This is a genomic window from Bradyrhizobium sp. BWA-3-5, from assembly GCF_032917985.1.
In the GTDB taxonomy this organism is placed as follows: domain Bacteria; phylum Pseudomonadota; class Alphaproteobacteria; order Rhizobiales; family Xanthobacteraceae; genus Bradyrhizobium.
The window spans coordinates 6,765,737-6,787,098 of record NZ_CP136626.1 but is presented as its reverse complement, the minus strand read 5'-3'; the positions used below and the strand labels follow the sequence as shown (position 1 = coordinate 6,787,098).

19 protein-coding genes are annotated in these 21,362 nt (G+C 65.2%); 12 read left to right on the top strand and 7 right to left on the bottom strand.

Translation table 11 applies throughout. The annotated features are described in order from the left end of the window. Window positions 1-5: 5 nt before the first annotated feature. The 3 genes from RX331_RS32580 to RX331_RS32570 are packed head-to-tail and all read right to left on the bottom strand — an operon-like array spanning window position 6 to window position 4,677. Window positions 6-971: a PDR/VanB family oxidoreductase gene (locus RX331_RS32580; protein ID WP_317253682.1), complete on the bottom strand. Its 966-nt coding sequence runs from the start codon at window positions 969-971 to the stop codon at window positions 6-8. A 2-nt stretch (window positions 972-973) separates the two neighbouring features. Then, window positions 974-2,518, bottom strand: coding sequence for an indolepyruvate oxidoreductase subunit beta family protein (locus RX331_RS32575; protein ID WP_317253681.1), 1,545 nt, complete (start codon window positions 2,516-2,518; stop codon window positions 974-976). Beyond that, a complete protein-coding gene (locus RX331_RS32570; protein ID WP_317253680.1) occupies window positions 2,515-4,677 on the bottom strand; it encodes an indolepyruvate ferredoxin oxidoreductase subunit alpha in 2,163 nt (720 codons plus the stop codon). Before RX331_RS32570 ends, RX331_RS32575 begins: the two co-directional genes overlap by 4 nt. A gap of 276 nt (window positions 4,678-4,953) precedes the next feature. On the opposite strand from RX331_RS32570, the gene RX331_RS32565 reads away from it, so the two are divergent. The 7 genes from RX331_RS32565 to RX331_RS32535 all read left to right on the top strand — a co-directional run bounded on the left by RX331_RS32565 (window position 4,954) and on the right by RX331_RS32535 (window position 11,481). Further along, on the top strand, window positions 4,954-6,126 hold the full coding sequence (locus RX331_RS32565) for an acyl-CoA dehydrogenase family protein (protein WP_317253679.1): 1,173 nt from the start codon (window positions 4,954-4,956) through the stop codon (window positions 6,124-6,126). A gap of 35 nt (window positions 6,127-6,161) precedes the next feature. Then, window positions 6,162-6,566, top strand: coding sequence for a RidA family protein (locus tag RX331_RS32560; RefSeq protein WP_317253678.1), 405 nt, complete (start codon window positions 6,162-6,164; stop codon window positions 6,564-6,566). Between the two features lie 42 nt (window positions 6,567-6,608). After that, window positions 6,609-7,736 (top strand): cupin domain-containing protein, encoded by a 1,128-nt coding sequence (locus tag RX331_RS32555; protein WP_317253677.1) that lies wholly within the window; start codon window positions 6,609-6,611, stop codon window positions 7,734-7,736. An 11-nt stretch (window positions 7,737-7,747) separates the two neighbouring features. Then, window positions 7,748-8,659: a fumarylacetoacetate hydrolase family protein gene (locus RX331_RS32550; RefSeq protein ID WP_317253676.1), complete on the top strand. Its 912-nt coding sequence runs from the start codon at window positions 7,748-7,750 to the stop codon at window positions 8,657-8,659. A 9-nt stretch (window positions 8,660-8,668) separates the two neighbouring features. Further along, window positions 8,669-9,316 (top strand): flavin reductase family protein, encoded by a 648-nt coding sequence (locus tag RX331_RS32545; RefSeq protein WP_317253675.1) that lies wholly within the window; start codon window positions 8,669-8,671, stop codon window positions 9,314-9,316. Between the two features lie 99 nt (window positions 9,317-9,415). After that, window positions 9,416-10,507 (top strand): NAD/NADP-dependent octopine/nopaline dehydrogenase family protein, encoded by a 1,092-nt coding sequence (locus RX331_RS32540; RefSeq protein WP_317253674.1) that lies wholly within the window; start codon window positions 9,416-9,418, stop codon window positions 10,505-10,507. A 32-nt stretch (window positions 10,508-10,539) separates the two neighbouring features. Next, window positions 10,540-11,481, top strand: coding sequence for a 3-hydroxybutyryl-CoA dehydrogenase (locus tag RX331_RS32535; protein ID WP_317258291.1), 942 nt, complete (start codon window positions 10,540-10,542; stop codon window positions 11,479-11,481). Window positions 11,482-11,502: 21 nt separating this feature from the next. Here the strand turns inward: RX331_RS32535 and RX331_RS32530 are convergent, their stop codons facing one another. From RX331_RS32530 to RX331_RS32515, 4 genes are read right to left on the bottom strand one after another with little or no spacing between them, the layout of a single operon-like run. Then, window positions 11,503-12,207: an ABC transporter ATP-binding protein gene (locus RX331_RS32530; RefSeq protein ID WP_410708335.1), complete on the bottom strand. Its 705-nt coding sequence runs from the start codon at window positions 12,205-12,207 to the stop codon at window positions 11,503-11,505. Between the two features lie 5 nt (window positions 12,208-12,212). Then, window positions 12,213-13,982: a branched-chain amino acid ABC transporter ATP-binding protein/permease gene (locus RX331_RS32525; RefSeq protein WP_317253672.1), complete on the bottom strand. Its 1,770-nt coding sequence runs from the start codon at window positions 13,980-13,982 to the stop codon at window positions 12,213-12,215. Next, window positions 13,979-15,022: a branched-chain amino acid ABC transporter permease gene (locus RX331_RS32520; RefSeq protein ID WP_317253671.1), complete on the bottom strand. Its 1,044-nt coding sequence runs from the start codon at window positions 15,020-15,022 to the stop codon at window positions 13,979-13,981. The genes RX331_RS32525 and RX331_RS32520 overlap by 4 nt, the downstream gene beginning before the upstream one ends. 38 nt (window positions 15,023-15,060) lie before the next feature. Continuing rightward, window positions 15,061-16,209, bottom strand: a complete 1,149-nt coding sequence (locus RX331_RS32515) for an ABC transporter substrate-binding protein (protein WP_317253670.1) — start codon at window positions 16,207-16,209, stop codon at window positions 15,061-15,063. Window positions 16,210-16,348: 139 nt separating this feature from the next. On the opposite strand from RX331_RS32515, the gene RX331_RS32510 reads away from it, so the two are divergent. The 5 genes from RX331_RS32510 to RX331_RS32490 all read left to right on the top strand — a co-directional run bounded on the left by RX331_RS32510 (window position 16,349) and on the right by RX331_RS32490 (window position 21,348). Then, complete coding sequence (locus tag RX331_RS32510; protein ID WP_317253669.1) at window positions 16,349-17,173, top strand: alpha/beta hydrolase; 825 nt, start codon at window positions 16,349-16,351, stop codon at window positions 17,171-17,173. 502 nt (window positions 17,174-17,675) lie between these two features. Then, window positions 17,676-18,467: an aspartate/glutamate racemase family protein gene (locus RX331_RS32505; RefSeq protein ID WP_317253668.1), complete on the top strand. Its 792-nt coding sequence runs from the start codon at window positions 17,676-17,678 to the stop codon at window positions 18,465-18,467. A gap of 8 nt (window positions 18,468-18,475) precedes the next feature. Then, the gene (locus RX331_RS32500) at window positions 18,476-18,904 is read left to right on the top strand and encodes an organic hydroperoxide resistance protein (RefSeq protein WP_317253667.1); all 429 of its coding nucleotides are present in this window, start codon (window positions 18,476-18,478) and stop codon (window positions 18,902-18,904) included. A 27-nt stretch (window positions 18,905-18,931) separates the two neighbouring features. After that, entirely contained in the window at window positions 18,932-20,110 is a 1,179-nt protein-coding gene (locus tag RX331_RS32495) for a thiolase family protein (RefSeq protein ID WP_317253666.1), read from the top strand. Then, window positions 20,107-21,348, top strand: a complete 1,242-nt coding sequence (locus RX331_RS32490; RefSeq protein WP_317253665.1) for an SDR family NAD(P)-dependent oxidoreductase — start codon at window positions 20,107-20,109, stop codon at window positions 21,346-21,348. The genes RX331_RS32495 and RX331_RS32490 overlap by 4 nt, the downstream gene beginning before the upstream one ends. The last annotated feature ends 14 nt before the right edge of the window (window positions 21,349-21,362 follow it).

The following is a 21,362-nucleotide window of genomic DNA, read 5'->3' as shown; positions in this document are numbered from 1 at the left end:
CTCCATCACAGGTCGAGCACGAGTCTTTTGGTTTTGGCGCGCGAGATGCAGATCTGCATCACCTTGTTCGAGGCCCTTTCGCTGTCGCTCAAGATGTAGTCGCGATGATCGGGGATACCGTCGATCACCGTGGTCTGGCAGATGCCGCAATCGCCGCGCATGCAGTCGTGCATCGGGTCTTCACCGGCCTCGAGCAGCACGTCGAGAATGGTCTTGCCGGCGGGAATCTCAAAGACGCGTCCGCTGCTCTTGAGCTCGACCTCGAAGGCGGTGTCGCCGGATTTCTCCGCGGGCGCGGTGAAGATTTCGAAATGCAGCCGGCCCTGCGGCCAATTCATTTGCTTGGCCAGCGCGAGGGCCGTTTCGATCATCGGCAGCGGACCGCAGAGATAAAGCGGCACGTCGGGCGCGAGCCGGTTCATCAGGCCCGCGAGATCGAAGAAGCGGCCGGCCTCGTCGTCGGCGTGGATGGTCGCGCTTGTGCCGGCCAGCCGTTCGATCTCGCCGATAAAAGCCAGCTCGCTGCGGCTGCGGCCGGCGTAATAGAACGAGAACGGGCGCTTTGCCGCGTTCAGCTCGCAGGCCATCGCGAGCAGCGGCGTCACACCGATGCCGCCCGCGACGAGCGCGACTTCGCCCGCACCGGCACGAAGCGGAAAATTGTTCGCCGGTGGCGAGATCGTCAGGCGATCGCCGGGCTTGAGACCGTGCATATGGGTCGAGCCACCCTGGCCCTTGCTTTCCTGCAGCACGGCGATGCGGTAAGCGGCCGGATGCTCGGCCGCCGTGCGCGGCGAAACCGTCTCGATCAGCGAATAGGAACGGCGGCCGACATCGGGCAAATGGACATCGATATGGGCGCCCGGCGCCCAGCCCGGCATCGGCGCGCCGTTGGGCCGCGCCAGCACGAATTCGCGGATTCGCGGCGTCAGCGCCTCGGCCTTCGACACCACGACTTCGAACCGATCCATCCTCAGGCGTCCTCGAACAGGGTCTCGACCGTGCGCAATGCGCCGTCGAGCTCGGCGCCATCAGCGTCCTTCAGCGCCACCTTTGTCAGCCGCTGCACCCATTCGGCGGCGTCGGGCCGGCCGGCCAGGCGATCGGACGCGCGCATCACCTTGTCGAACTTCGTTTCGCCGCGCGAGTGCGTATCCGAATAGCCGCCGACGAGACGGCGCGCCTCGCACACCGCGGCCGCATGCGCGGGATCGGCTATCGCGAGCTTCTTGATGCGCTGTGCCCATCCGTCGAGATGGCGCATCTCTCGGGCATGCCGCAGGGTGCCGCGGCGAAATCGGCGCAGGCCGGCGACGCCGTAAAGCAACAGGAATGCCGACGGTGCGGTGGTGCGCAGCTTCCGTCCGCGATCGATGAGCTTGCCAAGCCGTGCGCTGCGTTCGAGCCTCTCGCCGAGCCACGGCGGCAACAGCCCGGCCATTTCCTCGATCCGGGGATGGAAGAATTCGGTGATTGCGAGGATCTGGCCGTCGCCCGCACGCACCTCGCGGCGCACCCGCTCGAACCGTCCCGCGCGCGTCTTGAGATCCGCAACGCGAATCACGTCGTCATAGGCCATCGCCACCGCAAGATATTTGGCAAAGGCTTGCAGCAGGCTGGTTGCCTGACGCGGCATCGCTTCGAGCCGGTCGAGATATTCGCCGCCATAGGCGACGTCCTGGAAATCGACGACGCGCTGCATGCCGGCGGCAACGATGCCGTGCGATTCTTCCGGCAGCAGCCGCGCCCGCGCGACCAGCGCGTCATAGCCGACGTCGCCGATCGGCTCGAGGCGCGGAAAGCGTTTTGCGAGCGGCGGCTTCGCCGCCAGCTTGATCTTCGGATCCTGCTTAAGCTCAGTAACGGTCCGCTCGCGGCCGGCGGTAAAGGCACGCAAACTGGCATCGACGCCGACGCCTGCCGCTCGAATCGTGGCTTCAAAATCTTCCGTGGTGAAGGGCAGGGCGCCGGAGCCTGCGAGCGCGCCGAACAGCACGGCCGAAACCACGCTGCCGGTGGCATCGGCGATCTCGGCCATGTCGAAGGCGATGAAACGGTTGGCGGCGACATTCGCCGCATCGAACACCTGCGCTGCATCCGCGGTGCCGTCACCGGGCGCGGTCTTCTCGATCACCGCCAGCGAGCGGTGCGAGGAGCCGATCAGCAGCGTACGATCCGGCGAGACCAGACCGCGCAGGATGGCGCGGCCCGCTTCCATCAATTCGGCGCCGATCACGATGTCGACCTTGCCGGGCGCCGGCATCAGCGACAGTACCGGGTGTCGGCCTGGCCTGCTGGCATCGGGGGCGATCATCTCGATGTAATAGATCGTGGCCCCGGTGCGCTGCGCGACGCCAGGCACCGAGGTTGACTGCGCGAACCAGCCGCGCTGTTCGGCCAGCGCCACGATCCAGTCGACCAGCACGCCGCCGCCCTGGCCGCCCATCGCGAGCACCGCGACGCTGATCGGGCGGGCCTGGCTGAGGCCGACGGAGGAGGGCGCGACCGATACGTTCATGTCGCATCCTGTTCGAACATGACCCGGCGGCCCGCGCGCCAGCGTTGCAGAGCGTTGATCATCCGCTGCCAGATGTGGTCAAGCCGGGTTTCGAACGCCGTCGGATTGGAAACGATGTCGGCGCGATAGAAGGACGGGCAGAGCACGGCGGCATCGGCGATCTCGCCGCAATGGCCGCAGCCGACGCAGCTATCGTCGACAGCGGCAACCGGATTGTCCTTCAGCGGATCGCTGGTCGGCTTCACCGACAGCGACGGGCAGCCCGACAGGCGGATGCAGGCGTGGTCGCCGGAACAGACGTCCTCATCGACCCCAAAGCGTTCGCGCACGATGCGCTCGCCGCGCTTGACGGCCGCCGCCACCAGCGGCTTCACGCGCCGCTGTTTGTTGAGCATGCATTCCGAGGAGGCGACGATGATCTTCGGGCCCTTCTCCTCGGTCGTCAGCGCCTCGCGCAGCGTGTTGCGCATGCGTGTGACGTCATAGGTGCGGTCGATCTGGCGCACCCATTTAGCGCCGACGCCCTTCACGGCCTCTACGATCGGGTGCTTGGTCGAGCGCGAGCGGTTGTCGGCACGCGAGGAGGGGATGTCCTGGCCGCCGGTCGCGGCGGAATAATAATTGTCGACCACGACGATCACGCCGTCATGCTGGTTGAAGACGGCGTTGCCGACGCCGCTGGTCAGCCCGTTGTGCCAGAAGCCGCCGTCGCCCATGATCGAGATCGGGCGCTTTCCTGCCGGCACGTTGAAGGCCGAAGCCGATGCCGGGCCGAGGCCGTAACCCATCGTGGTGGCGCCGATATTGAACGGGGGCAGGATCGAGAACAGATGGCAGCCGATGTCGGCGGCGATGTGGTGCGGCCCTAGCTCCTTCTCCACCAGCTTCATGGCGGAAAAGATCGGCCGCTCCGGACAGCCGGTGCAGAAGCCCGGCGGGCGCGGCGGCACCACGTCGGCCAATGCGCGGATCTTGTCGTCGACCTCGACACGCTCGATGTTCGGCGCACGGGCAGAATCGGATAGCGCGTCGGGACGCCAGCGGCGGATGAAGGCGCCGATCGCGTCGCACATGACCTGCGCGGTGTATTCGCCGGCCATCGGGAACAGGTCCTTGCCGTGCAGCTTGGCCGGGATATCCGCGTTGCGCAGGATCTTGTGCAGTGCCTGCTCGATGAATTCGGGCTGCCCCTCTTCGACCATCAGCACGGCTTTCTTGTCGCGGCAGAACTCGATCACCTCGCGGTCGACGATCGGGTAGGTCACGTTCATCACGTAGAGCGGCACCCGTGTCTCGCCCCAGATGTCGGCAAGCCCGGCCTCGCGCAGCGCGGTGATGACGCCGTTATACATGCCGCCCTGCATGATGATGCCGATATCGTCGACATCGCCGCCGAATGTCTCGTTCATGCCGCGGGCATGGATGAACTCCACTGCGGCGGGCCAGCGCTGCTCAACCTTTTCCTTCTCGTGCAGGAAGGAGGCGGGCGGCAGCACGATCCGGTTGGTGTCGCGCGACGGCTGTTCGAGCGCGCGCGCCAGCGGAAACGCGGGCCGGACATTGTCGCGGGTGGCGAAACGGCCATGGACATGGCAGGCGCGAATTCGCACCTCCAGCATGACGGGCGTGTTGGAGGCCTCCGACAGCTCGAAGGAATCGCGCACGGCGCTCACGATCGAGGCGACATTGGGCCGCGGATCGACCAGCCAGAGCTGCGACTTCATGGCAAAGGCATGCGAACGCTCCTGCATGATGGAGGAGCCTTCGCCGTAATCTTCGCCGATGATGATCAGCGCGCCGCCGGTGACGCCGCCCGAGGTGAGATTGGCAAGCGCGTCAGAGGCGACATTGATGCCGACCGGCGCCTTGAAGGTGACCGCGCCGCGGACCGGATACATCACGGAAGCCGCCAGCGTCGCCGCCGCGGTCGCTTCGCTCGCGCTCGATTCGAAATGCACGCCGAGGTCGGAGAGAATGTCCTGGGCGTCCGACAGCACGTCCATCAGATGTGAGATCGGCGCGCCCTGGTAGCCGGCGACATAGCTGACGCCGCATTCGAGCAGTGCCTTGGTAATGGCGAGGATGCCTTCGCCGCGGAATTCCTCGCCGGCGCCGAGCTTCAGGTCTTCCACCTCGCGCGCGAAAGAGCGTTCTGCCATGCTCGTCTCCTCGGCCTTGCGGGGAACTATGGACGACCGAATATAATTTTAGACATCAAACAAAAATGATGTCAATCGAACTCGCCTGACCCCGCGCAGCATTTTGCCAGGAGCGCAATTCCATGCGTTCTGCAGCCTGTTTCATAGGCTTCATGTACGGCGGTCCCGTTCAGTGTGGGAGCCGGCTCGCTTGACAAGATATTTTAGCCATGAAACATTATTGGTATGCGCTGCGCTCGGTGGCGCGCGCAAAGCCGGCCTTTGCGGGAGACTGACATGACCCCGGTTTCGCAACTGCGCGGGCCGTCGCGCGAACATCTCGCGTGGCCGTTCTTCGATTCCCGCCACAGCGAATATGTCGCTGCGCTCGACGTGTTTGCAGCCGGTCTCGGCGACACGCATGGCGGCGACGTCGACGAGACCTGCAGATCGCTGGTCCGCAGACTCGGCGCGGCAGGATTGCTCGAGGCGTCGGTCGCGGGCGATTCTCCAAATGCGGTGATCGATTCCCGGCTGATCTGTCTCGCCCGCGAGACGCTGGCCTGGCATAGCGGGCTTGCCGATTTCGCCTTTGCAATGCAGGGCCTAGGCACCGGGGCGGTAGCGATTGTCGGTTCGCCGGAGATGCGCGCGCTGGTGCTGCCGAAGGCGCGGCGCGGCGAGTGGGTTTCCGCCTTTGCGCTTTCGGAGAGGGAAGCCGGCTCCGATGTCGCCGCGATGGCCTGCAGCGCCCGGCGCGAGGGCGACCACTATATTCTCGACGGCGAGAAGACCTGGATTTCGAACGGCGGCATCGCCGACGTCTACACCCTGTTCGCGCGGACCGGCGAGGCGCCGGGGGCGCGGGGAATTTCGGCCTTTGTGGTGCTGCCGGACGATCCCGGCTTTTCGATTGCTGAGCGTATCGACGTGATGGCCCCGCACCCGCTGGCGACGCTGCGCTTCGAGGGCTGCCGGATTCCGGCGGCGCGCCTGCTCGGCTCGCCCGGCGAAGGTTTCAAGATCGCCATGCGCACCCTCGATATTTTCCGCGCCTCAGTCGCCGCCGCCGCGCTGGGCTTTGCCCGCCGTGCGCTCGATGAAGCAACGGCACATGCGCGTAGCAGGCGGATGTTCGGCGGCGTGCTGGCCGACCAGCAATTGACACAGGCGGCGCTCGGCGAGATGGCCGCCGGCGTCGATGCCAGCGTGCTCCTCACCTACCGCGCCGCCTGGCGGCGGGATGTGCAGAAAGCTTCCACCACGCGCGAAGCGGCGATGGCGAAGATGGTCGCCACCGAAACCGCACAGGAAGTGATCGACCGCGCGGTGCAGATGTTCGGCGGTCGCGGCGTACGCTCGGGCGAGATGGTCGAGCAGCTCTATCGCGAGATCCGCGCCTTGCGCATCTATGAAGGCGCGACCGAAGTCCAGAAACTCATCATCGGGCGCGACATCCTGAAAGCCTAGCCGCTGTCCGGCAGCGTCCTGTCATGGGAGATGAAATGTTCGAAGTCTTGCAGCCGCCGGGGTGGGCCAAGCCGAGCGGTTACGCAAACGGCGTCGCCGCCCGCGGCAAGATGATCTTCGTCGCCGGCCAGATCGGCTGGAACGAGCAATGCAGGTTTGAGTCGGATGATCTGGTGGAGCAGATCGGCCAGACCCTGAAAAACGTCGCAGCTGTCCTTCGCGCCGGGACAGCCGCACCCGAGCACGTCGTGTCGATGACCTGGTTCCTGCTCGATCGCAAGGAATACTCGGCCCGCCTGAAAGAGATCGGTGTGGCCTATCGCGACGTCATGGGGCGGCACTTTCCGGCGATGACGGCGCTGCAGGTGTCGGGGCTGGTCGAGGATCGCGCCAAGGTCGAGATAGAGGCGATCGCGATGATACCTGATCCGATGAATTGACAGATAGCGCCGGGCACGGCGGACAACTCACAGGAGGGCGACATGGCAACGAAAGCTCGTGAGAACCACCGGGAAGACGTGGCCGGACGGGCCAATGTCGAGGACACGCCGGAACTGCTCGCCTATTACGACGAGCTCGAACGGCTGGAAGCCGGCGCGCTCTGGACGGTGGCCAACAAGATCGAGCCCTGGCAGCCGAAATCCTCGTCCGTCCCGGTATTGTGGCGCTACGAAGACCTTCGCGCGCATGTGTTGCGCTCGGTCGAACTGGTATCGCCCGAGAAGGCGGGGCGCCGGGTCATCTATCTGAACAATCCGGGCCGGCGCGAGCACGCTGCCGCGGTTGGCTGGCTTTATTCCGGGCTGCAGGTGATGCATCCGGGCGAGGTCGCGTCCGCCCACGTCCATTCGGCGTCCGCGCTGCGCTTCATCATGGAAGGTGAGGGCGCCTACACCATCGTCGACGGCCACAAGATGACGCTCGGCGCCAACGATTTTGTGCTGACACCGAACGGCACCTGGCACGAGCACGGCGTCTCCAGTGACGGCACACCCTGCATCTGGCAGGACGGCCTCGATATTCCATTGGTCAACGCGCTCGAAACCAATTTCTACGTGGTTCACCCCGATCTGCAGCAGAGCGTCGGCTATCCCGTCGACGACATGGCGCATAGCTGGGGCAATCCCGGCCTGCGTCCGGTCGGCGCCGAATGGTCCAAGGGATATTCGCCGCTATTGAAATATGAGTGGGGGCCAACCTACGAGGCGCTGCAGCGTTACGCCAAGGCGACCGACGGCTCACTTTATGATGGCCTTCTCATGAACTACGTCAATCCCGCCACCGGCGGTCCGGTAATGCAGACGATCGGCGCGTCGATGCAGATGTTGCGACCGGGTGAGGCCACCCGTGCGCATCGTCACACTGGCAGCTTCATCTATCAGGTTGCCAAAGGCAGCGGTCACTCGATCATCGACGGCAAGCGTTTTGATTGGAAGGAACGCGATATCTTCTGCGTGCCGTCCTGGGCCTGGCATGAGCACGTGAACGCCTCCGCCAGCGAGGACGCCTGCCTGTTCACGTTCAACGATCTGCCGGTCATGCAGGCGCTCGGGCTCTATCGCGAGGAAGCCTTTGGCGACAATGGCGGCCGGCAGCCGCTCGTAGCCTAGGAGAAAAAACAGTGCGTCTCGTCACCTATCGCAGCACAATTGAGGCTGCTGCCCGTCTGGGCGCTGTCGTCGATGATCTGGTCGTGGATGTCGAAAAAGCAGGCCGGCATGCTGGCGTGTCCTTGCCATCATCGATGCTCGATTTCATCGATCTCGGGCCGCCAGCGCTGGCGGCGCTCAAGAAGATATTGAACGAAAGCAAGGACCAGTGGCCTGTCGGCGCTACCTTGCCGCTGGCGAATGTCAGGCTGCTCGCGCCGATCCCGCGGCCGCGCAAGAACATCTTTGGCATCGGCCTCAATTATGTCGAGCACGTCGCGGAGTCGTCGCGCGCCCTCGATACGGCAAAGGACCTGCCCAAGCAGCCCATCATCTTCTCCAAGCCGCCGACCAGCGTCATCGGGCCGGACGAGGCGATTCAGCACAACAAGGAGATTACGCAGCAACTCGACTGGGAGGTCGAGCTTGCTGTCGTGATGGGACGCACCGCGCGGCGGGTGTCGGAGGCCGAGGCTCTAAGTTTTGTGTTCGGCTACAGCGTGATGATCGACATCAGCGCCCGCGACAATCGCCGTGCCGGCCAGTGGATCTACTCCAAGGGACAGGACACTTACGCCCCGTTCGGGCCATGCATCGTCACGGCAGACGAAATCACCGATCCGCACGCGCTCGATCTCTGGCTGACGGTGAACGGCGTCGAGAAGCAGCGCTCCAACACGCGCCACATGCTGTTCAAGGTGCCGCTTTTGATTGCGGATATTTCGGCCGCGATGACGCTGGAGCCCGGAGACATCATCGCGACCGGCACGCCCGAGGGCGTCGGCGCCGGGCGCTCCCCGCAGGAATGGCTGTGGCCGGGCGATGTGGTGGAAGCGGAAGTGACCGGCATCGGCCGGCTGCGCCACCCCTTGGTGGCGATCTGAGAGGCCGACATGATCTTCGATATGGAGACGCTGGAGGCGCAGAACCGCTACAAGATCCTGACCGCCACGGTGACGCCGCGCCCTATCGCCTGGGTCACCACGCTCTCTGCGGGCGGCGTGATCAATGCCGCGCCTTTCTCCTTCTTCAACGTGATGGGGCATGAGCCGCCGACCGTCGCAATCGGGCTGCTGGCGGGAACAGGCCGCTTCAAGGACACGGCGGCGAATATTCTCGATACCGGTGAGTTCGTCGTTAATCTGGTCGCCGAGCGCAACACTGAAGCCATGAACATCACCTGCATCGACGCGCCGCCCGATATCGACGAACTGGCGCTCGCCGGATTGACGGCGGCTGCGTCGGATGCGGTACGGCCGCCGCGCATTGCGGAATCGCCGGTGTCGTTCGAATGCCGTGTGCTCACCTCGCTGGTGACGGGGCCGCGGCAGACCGCCGTCATCGGCCGTATCGTTCGCGCCCATGTCGACGATGCCGTGATCCTGGACAAGGACCGCTGTCACATCGATACGCCGGCACTGCGCCTGATCGCCCGCATGCACGGCAGCGGCTGGTATGCGCGCTCCAGCGACCTGTTTCAGATCGATCGGCCGAGTTGGGCAGCGTGGCAGGAGAACAGCGCCAAGGCAGAATCGGCGTAACGATGTGTTGCACACAGCGGAGCCGCGCCTAGTGCGGCATCGGTTGTGCATTGCAGATGCGTCGTTTCAGTCCGGTCGGCAAGAAAGCGGAGGACAGTCTTGAAGATCGCGGTGTTGGGTGGAGGAAACGGCTCGTTCGCGGCAGCGGGCGACCTCGGTCTGGCCGGCCACGAAGTGCGGCTGTGGCGGCGAAATCCCGCTGATATCGACGCACACCGCGCCGCGGGCGGCACGATCACGGTGATCGATCGGTCGGGCCGGAGGGAAGCCAGGCTTGCGGCGATCACGTCTTCCATTGCCGAGGCAATCGAGGCGGCCGATCTTGTCCTGTGTCCGGCGCCGGCCTTCGCGCAGCCTGCCATCGCCGAACTGGCGGCGCCGAATTTGCGTGACGGCCAAGTCGTGTTCCTGCCGCCCGGCACGTTCGGCTCCTACATCTTCGCCCACGCCGCGCGTGCCGCGCGCAACCACGCCGAGATCGCAACGGCGGAAACGGGAACGCTGCCATGGCTTGCGCGCAAGCAGGGACCATATGCCGTCCGTATCTCGGGCCGGGGCGCGCGGCTGCCGACCGGCGTATTTCCGTCGCGTCTCGCGCATCATGCGCTCGGCGTCATCGAGCGCGCGTTTCCGAACGCCATCGAGCCGTGCGGCGATGCGCTTTCGGCCGCGCTGATGAACGCCGGGCCGATCATTCATCCGCCGCTGATCACCATGAACGCCGGCCCGATCGAGCATTTCAACAAATGGGACATCCACAAGGAAGGAACGCAGCCGGCGATCCGCCGCGTGACGGATGCGCTCGATGCCGAGCGCATCGCCATCCGCGAGGCTCTCGGCTACGGAAAGCCGCATTTCCCCCTGGCCGACCACTATTCGAAGGACGGCGAACCCTGGATGTATGCACGCGACGCGCATGACGAGCTCACGGAATCGGGCGACTGGTCGGAACGTCTGGTTCTCGTGAAGCACCGCTACATGCTGGAGGACGTCCGTCTCGGTCTGTCGTTCCTCGCCTCGGTGGCAGGCCTTGCGGGCGTACAAACGCCGCTGGTCAACGCTTTCCTCGCGATCGGCTCGGCCATCACCGGCGAGGACTTTGCGGCGACCGGGCGTACCTTAGCATCGCTCGGCCTCGGTGGGCTCGATCGGGCGGCGTTGCAAAATCATCTCGCCGAGGGTTTTCGATGAAACCGGTCATCGGCTGTCTCGGTGCCGGCCGCATGGGGCGCGGCATTGCCGTCGTATTCGCATTCGCCGGCCACCAGGTCGTCGTTGTCGACTTCAAGGAACGCGAGGCGGCGGCCTTCGATGCGCTTGCCGCCGAGGCGCGGGCTGAGATCCGCTCGACGCTGGAAATCCTTTCCCGCATCGGCCTGCTCTCGCCGGAGCATGTGACCACGATTACCGAACGGGTCACGATGGCATCCCGGCAGGAAGCGGCAGCTGCGCTGCCACGCTGTGACGTCATCTTCGAAGGGATGCCGGAGATTCTAGCGCTGAAACAGGCGGCGCTCGCCGAGGCCTCAAGGCTGGCCGGCGAGGCGCCGATCATCGCCTCGACCACGTCGACGATACTGGTCGACGATCTCTCAGGTTCGATCGAGCATCCCGGCCGTTTTCTCAATGCGCACTGGCTAAACCCGGCATATCTGGTGCCGCTGATCGAGCTGTCGCCCGGACGGCTTACGGCGCCGGAGATTACCGCGCGGATGAAGGCGCTGCTCGAAGGCATCGGCAAGGTGCCGGTCGTGTGCGCTGCACGGCCGGGATTCATCGTTCCGCGCATTCAGTCGCTGGCGATGAACGAGGCCGCCCGCATGGTCGAAGAGGGCGTCGCCTCGGCGGAGGATATCGACAAGGCCGTGATCTACGGCTTCGGATTCCGCTTCGCCGTCCTCGGCCTGCTCGAGTTCATCGACTGGGGCGGTGGCGATATCCTGCATCATGCCAGCCGCTATCTGGTCGAGGCGCTCGGCGACAGCCGTTATGCCGCACCCGCCATCATCGCGACGAACATGCGCGAGGGGCGCATCGGCATGAAGACCGGGCGGGGCTTCATGAACTACGACGGCGTCGACCAGGCCGCCTATCGCGAGCAGCGGCTGGCGGCCTTTGCCAAGGCGCTGCGGGCGATGGGGCTCGCGCGCGAACCTGTGATCTGAAGCGCGGCGGCGGCCGTCGCTTCAGTGGCCGCCGAGATAGGCCGCGATCAGTTTCGGATCGTGGATCAGCGTGTCTGCGGGCCCGGACTGGATGATCTCGCCGGTTTCCAGCACATAGCCGTAATCCGCGGTCTCCAGCGCGGCGCGGGCGTTCTGCTCGACGAGCAGGACCGAAACGCCGAGGCTGCGCAGCGAGGCGATGGTGCGGAAGATTTCCCGCACGATCAGCGGCGCAAGGCCGAGACTGGGTTCGTCGAGCACCAGGAGCTTTGGCTTGGCCATCAGCGCGCGGCCGAGCGCCAGCATCTGCCGTTCACCGCCCGACAGCGTGCCGGCGGCCTGCCTGGCCCGCTCCTTCAGCCGCGGGAAGCGATCGAAGACTTCGTCGAGGCTTTTACGCGTCGTCGAACGGTCACGCAGGCTGTAGGTGCCGAGCAGGAGATTGTCGGCGACCGACATGTCGGCGAACAATTCGCGCTTTTCCGGCACGAGACAGAGCCCGCGCTCGACGCGGCCCTCGACATCGATGCGCGCCAGGTCGGCGCCCTGAAATATCATCCGTCCCGTGGACTTGAGCAGGCCGATCGCCGCCATCAGCAGCGTGGTCTTGCCGGCGCCGTTCGGGCCGATCACGGTGACGATCTGGCCCTGTTCGACGGACAGCGAAACGTTCCGCACCGCCTCCACCTTGCCGTAGGCGACCGATACATTCTCGATCGAGAACATCTGCGTCACGCGACACCTCCAAGATAGGCTTCCTGGACGCGGGCATCGCTGCGGATCGCGGCCGGTTCGCCTTCGCAGAGCTTGGAGCCGAAATCGAGCACGACGATGCGGTCGACCAGCGACATCACGAATTCCATGTCGTGCTCGACGAGCAGGATGGTGAGATGCTCGGCGCGCAGCGAGCGCAATAGGTCCGCTAGCTTCAGCTTCTCCTGCCGGCGCAGGCCGGCCGCCGGTTCGTCGAGCACCAGCAGCGTGGGATCGGCGGCTAGCGCCCGGGCGATCTCGAGCACGCGCTGATTGCCGAGCGGCAGATTGCCGGCGAGCTCGAATGGCTTGTCGCCGAGCCCGACGCGTTCGAGCTGCATCAGCGCCTCGTAGCGCGCGCTGGCTTCTTCAGCCTTGTTCAGACGGAAGGCGCCGGCGAACAGGCCGGTTCTGGTGCGCGAATAGGTGCCAAGCAAGACGTTATCGAGCAGGGTCATGCGCGGGCGCAGCTTGACGTGCTGGAAGGTGCGGGAGATGCCGGCGCGGGCAATGTGGAATTGCTGATCGCGGGTGATCGACCGTCCCGCGAACGCGATCTCGCCGCTGTTGGTGCGCAGCGCGCCCGTGAGCAGGTTGAACATCGTGGTCTTGCCGGCGCCGTTCGGCCCGATCAGCCCGAGGATTTCGCCGGACCTGACTTCGAAGCTGACGTTGTTGACGGCGACGAGGCCGCCGAAGCGGCGCTGCGCCTCGTTCACTTTCAGGAGGAGCGTGCCGGGTTTCGGCTGATCGCGGAGCGGCAGCGGATCGGCCACCTGCGGACGGGATTGCTTGATGTCGGGGAGAAAGCCCGCGAGGAACGGGACGATGCCTTGCCGGGCCCGCTGCAGGAACAGGATGAACAGCGCCGAGAACGCGACGATCTCGAGTTGGCCGGAGGCGCCCTTGGCGATCAGCGGCAGATAGTCCTGCACGGCATTTTTCAAGAGCGTGACGATCGCGGCCCCCACCACGCCGCCCAAAATGCTGCCGGCACCACCGACCATCGCCATCATCAGATATTCGATGCCCATGCCGGCTTCGAACGGCCCCGGGCTGACGAAGCGGCCGAGATGGGCATAGAGCCATCCGGACAGCGCGCCGAGAAAAGCGGCGATGACGAAGGTCAGCAGCTTGATCTGGAATGCACTGATCCCGAGGCTTTCGACCAGCGTGTTGCCGCCGCGAAGCGCGCGCATGGCGCGGCCGATCCGGGAATCGAGCAAATTGTAGCAGAGCAGCAGTACCATGACGACGATGGCCCAGATCAGGAAATAGATCTGCCAGCTCTCGACCAAAGCGAGCCGGCCGATCGAGATCGGCGGAATGCCCGAAATGCCATTATGCTGGCCGAGCCCGTCGATGTTGCCGAACAGGAACGCGATCGCCAACCCCCAGGCGACGGTGCTTAGCGACAGGAAGTGACCGCCGAGGCGAAGCGTCACAAACCCCAGGACGGCGGCGACGCTGCAGGTCATGATGACCGCCAGCACGAGGCCGAGCCAAGGGGAATAGCCGTTCAGTGCCGTCACCCATGCGGTCGAATAGGCCGCGACGCCGACGAAAGCCGCCTGCCCGAACGACACGATGCCGCCGACGCCGGTCAATAGCGCAAGCCCGATCGCCGCCAACGCGTAGATGCCGATGTAATTCAATAGAGTGATGCTGAACGGATTGAGCACGAACGGCGCCGCCACGAGGCAAGCGATCGCCGCCGCAACGATGAGACGGATCTGGAGCAGCGTCATTCCTCGACTTCCTCTTCCGAATGCTGCGAGGCCAGCGAGCGCCAGAGCAGGATGGGGATCAGCAGCGAGAAGACGATGACGTCCTTCAAGGTGCTGCTCTGGAACGAGGCGAAGCTTTCGAGGATGCCGACGCCGAACGCGCCGAGCGCCGCGCCGGGATAGCTGGTCATGCCGCCCACGATCGCGCCGACGAAGGCTTTCAGGCCGAGCAGGAATCCGGAATCGTAGAAGATCGTGTTGACCGGGGCGATCAGGATGCCCGAGACGCCTGCCATCAGCGATCCCAGCAGATAGGCGATGGTGCCGGCGCGCGCCGGCCTGATTCCCATCAGGCGTGCGCCCGTCCGGTTGAACGCGGTGGCGCGCAGCGCCTTGCCGAGCAGGGTGAAGTCGAAGAAGAGAAACAGTAGACCGCTGAACACCAGGGCCGCGGCCAGGATGAGCATTGTCTGTCCGGACACATGCACGCCGGCGATTTCCATCCCTAACGAGGTCAGCGGCTCGGTCCGCACGCCTTCGGGGCCGAAGAACAGCAGGCCGAGCCCGACCAGCGCAAAATGCAGCGCGACCGAGACCGTCAGCAGCAGCAGCACCGAGGCGTCCGCAATCGGGCGGAAAACGATCCGGTCGAGTAGCGGCGAGATCGGCATAATCAGGAGCAGCGCCAGCACGATCCTGACCGGCATCGGCGGATTGAAGCGCATGGTCAGCCAGACGATGCCGACGACGAGCAGCGGCAGCACGAGATAGCCGAGAACGGCCTTCGGCAGCGCGCGAAACTCGCCAGCGCGCGACAGCGCGACGACTTCCATTAGGCAGGCCATGCAGGCCAGCACGACAACCAGCCCGACCGTTCCGGGAAGCTGCTTGGCGTCGAGCGCGGCCAGTGTCAGCGCCGTGAAGGCGGCAATGTCGCCGAACGGAATGAAGATCACCCGCGTTACCGTGAAGATCAGCACGGTGCCGATCGCCACCAGGGCGTAGACCGCCCCGGTTGCTATTCCGTCGATCGCAAGGATCGCTGCGATATCTGCCGTCATGCCGTCGGCCGTCCTTCCGTATTATCCGTCGGCGTTGCTCAGGGCTGGTAAGTCCATGCGCCGTTGTTGAGGCGGACGATCACCAGCGCGCGCTCGTCGACGCCATGATAGGCGCCGGGCTTGAAGTTGTAGACCGCGTGCACGCCCGAGAGCTCCTTGGTGGCGAGGATTTCGTCGCGGAGGGCTTTGCGGAATTCGGTGGTGCCGGGTTTCGCGGTCTTCAGCGCACGCTCGGCGGCTGACGTGAAGATCCTCCAGCCGTCGAAGGAATAGGCCGAGAAGCCGTCCGTGGTCGGCAGATTATTGGCCTTCTGGAAGGCAGCGCGGAACTCGAGCGCCAGCTTCTTGGCGAAATGATCGTCGGGAAGCTGCTCGGCGACGATGACCGGGCCGGCCGAGACCTGAATTCCTTCCGCCGCCTTGCCGCCGACGCGGACGAAATCGGGATTGACCAGCGCGACCGTGCCGTAGGTCTTGCCCTTGAAGCCGCGCTCGCCGAGCGCAAGCAAGGGCAATGCGCCCTGCGTGCCCGATCCGCCGATCAGCACGGCGTCGGGACGCGCCGCGAGAACCTTCAGGATCTGGCCGGTGACCGAGGTATCGACGCGCGCGTAGCGCTCGTTGGTCAGAACCTTGATGCCGTCCTCGGCTTCCACCGCCTTGGCACCGTTATAGACGAGATCGCCCCAGGCATCGGAGAAGCCGATATAGCCGATGTTCTTCATCGCATCGCGCTTCATGCGGTCGGCGACGACCTTGACCAGCAGAGAGGCGGGCTGCGGAACGGAAATACCCCACTGGTCCGCGGGATTGGGCTGGCCGGTGACCGGCGAGACCGCGATCATCGGCACCTTCAGTTCGGTCGCAACCGCCATCATCGCGATGGTCGACGGCGCGGTCGCGGTGCCGATCAGGATATCGACCTTCTCTTCCTCGATCAGCTTGCGCGCATTGCGGGTTGCGGCGGACGGATCGGAGCCGTCGTCGAGCTGGATCAGCCGAATTTTTTCGCCGTTGACCTCGCTCTTGTACTCCATGGCGGCCTGGATGCCGCGGCCGTACGGGATGCCGATCGAGGAGCCGGGTCCGCTGAGCGATGTCACGAATCCGACCGTGATGTCGGCCTGTGCGGCCTGGGCCGCAACGAGACCGCCGATGAGTGCAGTCAAACTCAACATCTTGCGCATTGTATTCCCCTTGGTTGAAAACAGCCGCGACTTGAGCGAGATGTCAGCACGGATCGAGGTCGGCCCAGCACGATCGATGCCGCGATTGCCGCCGAAGGCCAGCGTGGACCTGGTGCTTGCGTGCGGACGGAGTTACGAAATGAGCGCTGCCAGCACCGGTTCCAACGTCGAACGCCGCTTCATTACGACGCCTCTTGGGCGCATCCATGTCGCGCTCGCGGGAACCGGCGTTCCGGTGCTTCTGCTTCATCAGACCCCGCGCTCGTGGGACGAATACCGTGATGTGCTGCCGCGGCTCGGCCGCGACCTCCGTGCGATCGCCATGGACACGCTCGGCTTCGGCGATTCCGACAGGCCGGCTGGCGATCCCTCGATCGAAGGGTGGGCGCAAGGGGCGTTCGCGCTGCTCGATGCGCTGGAAGTGCCGCGCGCCGCGATCGTCGGTCATCACACCGGGGCCGTGATCGCGGTCGAGATGGCGGCGTCCAGCCCTGCGCGGGTGAGCGCGCTGGTGCTGTCGGCCTGTCCCTTCGTCGATGCGGCGCGCCGCGCCAAGCATGAAGACATGCGCGTCATCGACGAGGTAGAGCCGCGCACTGACGGCGCTCATCTTGCCGAACTGTGGGGGCGGCGGCAGCCATTCTATCCAGAAGGCGATACCGATCTGCTGCGGCGCTTCGTGATCGATGCGTTGCGCGCCGGCGAGATGGCGGCGGAAGGCCACCGGGTCGTGAATCGCTATCGGATGGAAGACCGTCTGGGGCGAATTCGCTGCCCCACGCTGGTCATTGCTCCGACAGGCGACCCGCATGTTCATCCGGTGGCTCCGAGAGTGGCTGGAGCTATCGAGGGGAGCATCCTGCGTGAACTCTCAGGAGGCATGGTGCCGCTTCCCGATCAGATGCCGGAGGCCTTTGCCGGCCTTGTCCGTGACTTCATCGCTGCGCAGGTTGCCCGGACATGAAACGGCAGGCGTAATGTTCGGCGCAATCGCAGCGAACGCGAACCTGCCGGCAGCCTGCCCTGTTCCGAGGTCGAAGATCTCAGCCACGATTGATGAGCCTCTATCAACGCAACTATTCAAGGGCGACATGCGCCCGCCCAGGCTCCGGCGCCCGCCAATTGTTTAAAGCCTAAAGTATTTATCGGCGGCAGGTCAATACGCCAGTTTCGCGCTTCGCGGAAAAAGTTTGCCGCGGCGCGTGCAGGCGCGAAAGCGGAATTCACCTGTGCGAAAGGGTGAGGCGATGTCTGCCTGTCGGTTCGGCAAAGCGATTTCGTCGTGCGCAGCGATGCCGACGTGCCGTTCAATTGACGCGAAAATTATTTTGTGCTTGAAATATTTCGGTCGATGGAATGGCGCTACCCCGCGAGGCGCCTCACAACGACCGTCGCCTGCGTGTCATCGGCCTTCACCGCGAGGTTCGGATGATCGGCATGCGCCGGCAGTGAACGGGATATCCGCTGTGCGCATCTTCTGGCAGAGCTTCGTCGACCAGGCCACCAGCGCGCCCTATATGGCGCGGCTTGCCGCCTATCTGAACGAGATCGCGGCGCCCGGCACCAGCGTACACGTTGAAGGCATCTCGCCTGCCGACCGCGATTTCGGCCGCCTCAGCGAATTGCGCTGCGCAGTTCTCGCGATCGACAACGGGCTCGCGGCGCAGGAGAACGGCTTCGACGCCTATGTCATGGGCCACTTCCAGGATCCGGGGCTATACGAATTGCGTTCGGCGCTGACGATCCCTGTCGTTGGTGCCGGTGAGGCCACGCTGCTCGCGGCCTCGCAGCTCGGCCGGCGCCTTGGCCTCGTTACGCTCGATTCAGCTTTCGAGGTCTGGCACTACGAGCAGGCCGACCGCTATGGATTGTCCGGCCGCATCGTGCATGTCACCGGCATGGGCTGCCGTCCGGAGGATTTCAGCGCTGCGTTCGCGGGCGATGCAACAGCGAAAGCGCGGATGCTGAGCGACTTCGCGGCCTGCGCCCAGCCGCTGCTCGATCGCGGCGCCGATGTCGTCATTCCGGCCGGGGTGCTGCCCGGTCTCCTCACCGCCAGCGAGCACGGCTTCAAGGTCGGTCATGCGCCGGTGGTGAATTGTGCGGCGGTGGCGCTGAAGAGCGCCGAGATGTGGGTGCAGCTGCGGCAGCTCAACGGCATTGAGCCGAGCCGGGGACCGAGCTTCGCACTGGCCAATGATCGCGCCCGCCAGGATTTCCGCGCGCTGGTGGCGCGAGACAAGACCAACCGTTCTTGAGGACAAACATGCTGCAGCCGGAAAAAATTCTGTACGAAGCCGAAGTGACCGCAACCGGCGGGCGCGACGGCAAGGCTGCGAGCGATGACGGAATTTTGTCGGTGTCGCTGTCGCTGCCGAAATCGCTGGGCGGCCCGGGCGGGCCCGGAACCAATCCCGAGCAGCTTTTTGCCGCGGGCTATGCCGCATGCTTTCTCGGCGCGGTGAAGCTCGTCGCGCGCACGCGCAAGATCATGCCGTCGGCGGAGCCGACCGTCACCGCGAAGGTCGGCATGGGGCCTGTCGCGGTCGGCTATGCGCTCACCGTCGAACTCAGGGTGCAGCTGCCCGGCGTGGAAAGATCCGTGGCCGAGGAAGTCGTTGCCGGCGCCCATGAACGCTGCCCCTATTCCAACGCGACGCGCGGCAATATCGACGTTAAACTGACCGTACTCTAGGGCGGCAGACAGGAATCCGGCGGTCCGATGCAGCGCTCCATCCGAACACCATATGATCGGGTCGTGATGGCGGTTCCGGTGACGATCCCCTATGTGCGCTACTCGATCGAGAGCGCGCAATGGTGGATCGGCCGCGCGCTGAAGGCGCTGGTCGATGGCGGGGGGATCACGCCGCGCGATATCGACGGCTTCTGTGTTTCCAGCTTCACGGCGGGGCTCGATAGCGGCATCGGCCTCACCCAGCATTTCGGCCTGTGCGTGCGGTGGCTCGACACCATTCCGCTCGGCGGCGCGAGCGCGATAGCGGCGCTCCGCCGCGCCGCGCGGGCGGTGCAGGCTGGCGATGCCCGTATCGTCGCGTGCGTCGCCGGCGACACCAACCATGTCGATTCCTTCCGCTACACGCTCGAGAATTTCTCGCGCTTCAACCAGGACGCCGTCTATCCCTATGGCGCCGGCGGTGCCAATGCGAGCTTTGCGCTGATCGCGCGCAACTATATGCGGACGTTCGGAGCAAAGCGCGAGGATTTTGGCAAGATCGCGGTGGCCCAGCGCAGCAACGCGCTGCGCAATCCGCATGCCCTGATGAAGACGCCGCTGACGATCGAGCAATACATGTCGGCGCGGCCGATCGCCGACCCGATGCATCTGTTCGACTGCGTGATGCCGTGCGCCGGCGCCGAGGCATTCTTGGTGATGGGCGAGGATGTCGCCGCATCGCTGAATTTGCCGGCGGCCAAAATTCTCGCCACGATCGAGCGGCACAATGCGTTCGGCGACGATCCCGTTCAGGTGCGGGGCGGGTGGGCTATGGATGTCGACGAGCTCTACGCGATGGCCGGCGTCAAGCCGGACGACCTCGATTTCGTCGAGACCTATGATGATTATCCCGTGATCTCGATGATGCAGTTCGAGGACCTCGGCTTCTGCCGCAAGGGCGAAGGACCTGATTTCGTCCGCCAGCACGATCTGACCATCGACGGCTCCTTTCCGCATAACACCTCCGGCGGCCAGCTCTCGGTCGGGCAGGCGGGGGCGGGCGGCGCCTATCTCGGCGTGGTCGAGGCGCTGCGCCAGGTGCTTGGGCAGGCCGGGCCGACGCAGGTGAGGGATGCCCGCATCGGGTTGGCATCGGGGTTCGGAATGATCAATTATGATCGCGGCCTCGCGTCGGGCGCGGCGATCCTTGCGGGACCAGGCGCATGATAGAGCCGATCGTCAAGCCGCGCCGGAAGAATCCACTACAGCGGACGCGGCTGCCGACGTCGCCGCCGCGGGCGCGCAGCCGCGCCGCGCACGGGTTTACGCGGGCCGCGGCCGAAGGCCGCTTCATGCTGCAGCGCTGCGGCGCCTGTGCGGCCTTCTGCTATCCGGCACGCGATGCATGCCCTGCGTGCCTTTCCGCCGATCTTGTCTTCGCGGACGCACCGCGGCGCGGCATCCTGCTCAGCGAAACCACGCTGCATATTCCGGCTGATGTGCACTTCCGCGAGCGCGCGCCATGGCGCGTCGGCCTGGTCGCCATGGAGTGCGGGCCGAAACTGGTGACGCATCTGCATGCCGACTGCGAGGAAGGCCGGCCGGTCGTGATGTCGTTTCAACTGGACAAGAGCGGGCAGGCCGTTGCCTTCGCCCATCCCGAACGGGAGACCTCCAACATGACGGACGACAGGCAGTGGCGCGAGATGACGGCCGATCCAAAGTTCCGGCGGGTGCTGGTGACGAACGGACGCAGCATCGTCGGCCAGGAAACCGTGGCCGCGCTGAAGGCGGCCGGTGCATCGATCGTGTTCGTCGGCGTCGCCGAGCCCTGGAAGCCGTTCCGCGGCGAGGAGGCGTTGCGGGCGATCGAGGGCGTCGAGATCGTGCCGCTCGATATCGGCGACGAAAAATCCGTCGCTGACCTTGCGGCGGATATCGGCGGCAAGGTCGACATTCTCGTCAACACCACCGAGCATGTCCGCGCCGGTGGGCTGCTCGATCGTCAAGGCACCAGCATCGTGCGCGACGAGATCGACCAGAGCTATCTCGGTTTTGTGCATCTGGCGCAGGCGTTCAGCCCGGCAATGCGGATGCGGGGTTCTGATGGCGTCAGCAGCGCCGCGGCCTGGGTGAATATCCTGTCGGTCTATGCGCTGGCGAACTGGCCGGCGTTCGGCGCCTATTCGGCCTCGCAGGCCGCCTGCCTTTCATTGTCGCACTCCCTGCGCGCGGAACTGCGGCCGGGCGGCGTCAAGGTGGTGAACGTGTTCACCGGTCCGCTCGATATCGAGTGGTTCCAGACGGTGCCGCCGCCGAAGGTCGCGCCGCGCGTCGTGGCATCGTCGATCGTGTCGGCGCTGAAGCGCGGACTCGAAGATGTGTTCGTGGGCGATGTCGCCGAAGATATTCGCCAGCGCCTGGCGGCCAATCCCAAGGCGGTCGAGCGCGAGCTCGGGGCGTAGCGGCTTGTTGGAAG

What these genes read in the sequence shown, in the direction of transcription:
- RX331_RS32530 (WP_410708335.1), bottom strand. Translation starts at nt 12,207, where the DNA reads ATGTTCTCGATCGAGAATGTATCGGTCGCCTACGGCAAGGTGGAGGCG.
- RX331_RS32580 (WP_317253682.1), bottom strand. Translation starts at nt 971, where the DNA reads ATGGATCGGTTCGAAGTCGTGGTGTCGAAGGCCGAGGCGCTGACGCCG.
- RX331_RS32555 (WP_317253677.1), top strand. Translation starts at nt 6,609, where the DNA reads ATGGCAACGAAAGCTCGTGAGAACCACCGGGAAGACGTGGCCGGACGG.
- RX331_RS32525 (WP_317253672.1), bottom strand. Translation starts at nt 13,982, where the DNA reads ATGACGCTGCTCCAGATCCGTCTCATCGTTGCGGCGGCGATCGCTTGC.
- RX331_RS32515 (WP_317253670.1), bottom strand. Translation starts at nt 16,209, where the DNA reads ATGCGCAAGATGTTGAGTTTGACTGCACTCATCGGCGGTCTCGTTGCG.
- RX331_RS32500 (WP_317253667.1), top strand. Translation starts at nt 18,476, where the DNA reads ATGCTGCAGCCGGAAAAAATTCTGTACGAAGCCGAAGTGACCGCAACC.
- RX331_RS32535 (WP_317258291.1), top strand. Translation starts at nt 10,540, where the DNA reads ATGGGGCGCGGCATTGCCGTCGTATTCGCATTCGCCGGCCACCAGGTC.
- RX331_RS32570 (WP_317253680.1), bottom strand. Translation starts at nt 4,677, where the DNA reads ATGGCAGAACGCTCTTTCGCGCGCGAGGTGGAAGACCTGAAGCTCGGC.
- RX331_RS32520 (WP_317253671.1), bottom strand. Translation starts at nt 15,022, where the DNA reads ATGACGGCAGATATCGCAGCGATCCTTGCGATCGACGGAATAGCAACC.
- RX331_RS32560 (WP_317253678.1), top strand. Translation starts at nt 6,162, where the DNA reads ATGTTCGAAGTCTTGCAGCCGCCGGGGTGGGCCAAGCCGAGCGGTTAC.
- RX331_RS32565 (WP_317253679.1), top strand. Translation starts at nt 4,954, where the DNA reads ATGACCCCGGTTTCGCAACTGCGCGGGCCGTCGCGCGAACATCTCGCG.
- RX331_RS32490 (WP_317253665.1), top strand. Translation starts at nt 20,107, where the DNA reads ATGATAGAGCCGATCGTCAAGCCGCGCCGGAAGAATCCACTACAGCGG.
- RX331_RS32575 (WP_317253681.1), bottom strand. Translation starts at nt 2,518, where the DNA reads ATGAACGTATCGGTCGCGCCCTCCTCCGTCGGCCTCAGCCAGGCCCGC.
- RX331_RS32510 (WP_317253669.1), top strand. Translation starts at nt 16,349, where the DNA reads ATGAGCGCTGCCAGCACCGGTTCCAACGTCGAACGCCGCTTCATTACG.
- RX331_RS32545 (WP_317253675.1), top strand. Translation starts at nt 8,669, where the DNA reads ATGATCTTCGATATGGAGACGCTGGAGGCGCAGAACCGCTACAAGATC.
- RX331_RS32495 (WP_317253666.1), top strand. Translation starts at nt 18,932, where the DNA reads ATGCAGCGCTCCATCCGAACACCATATGATCGGGTCGTGATGGCGGTT.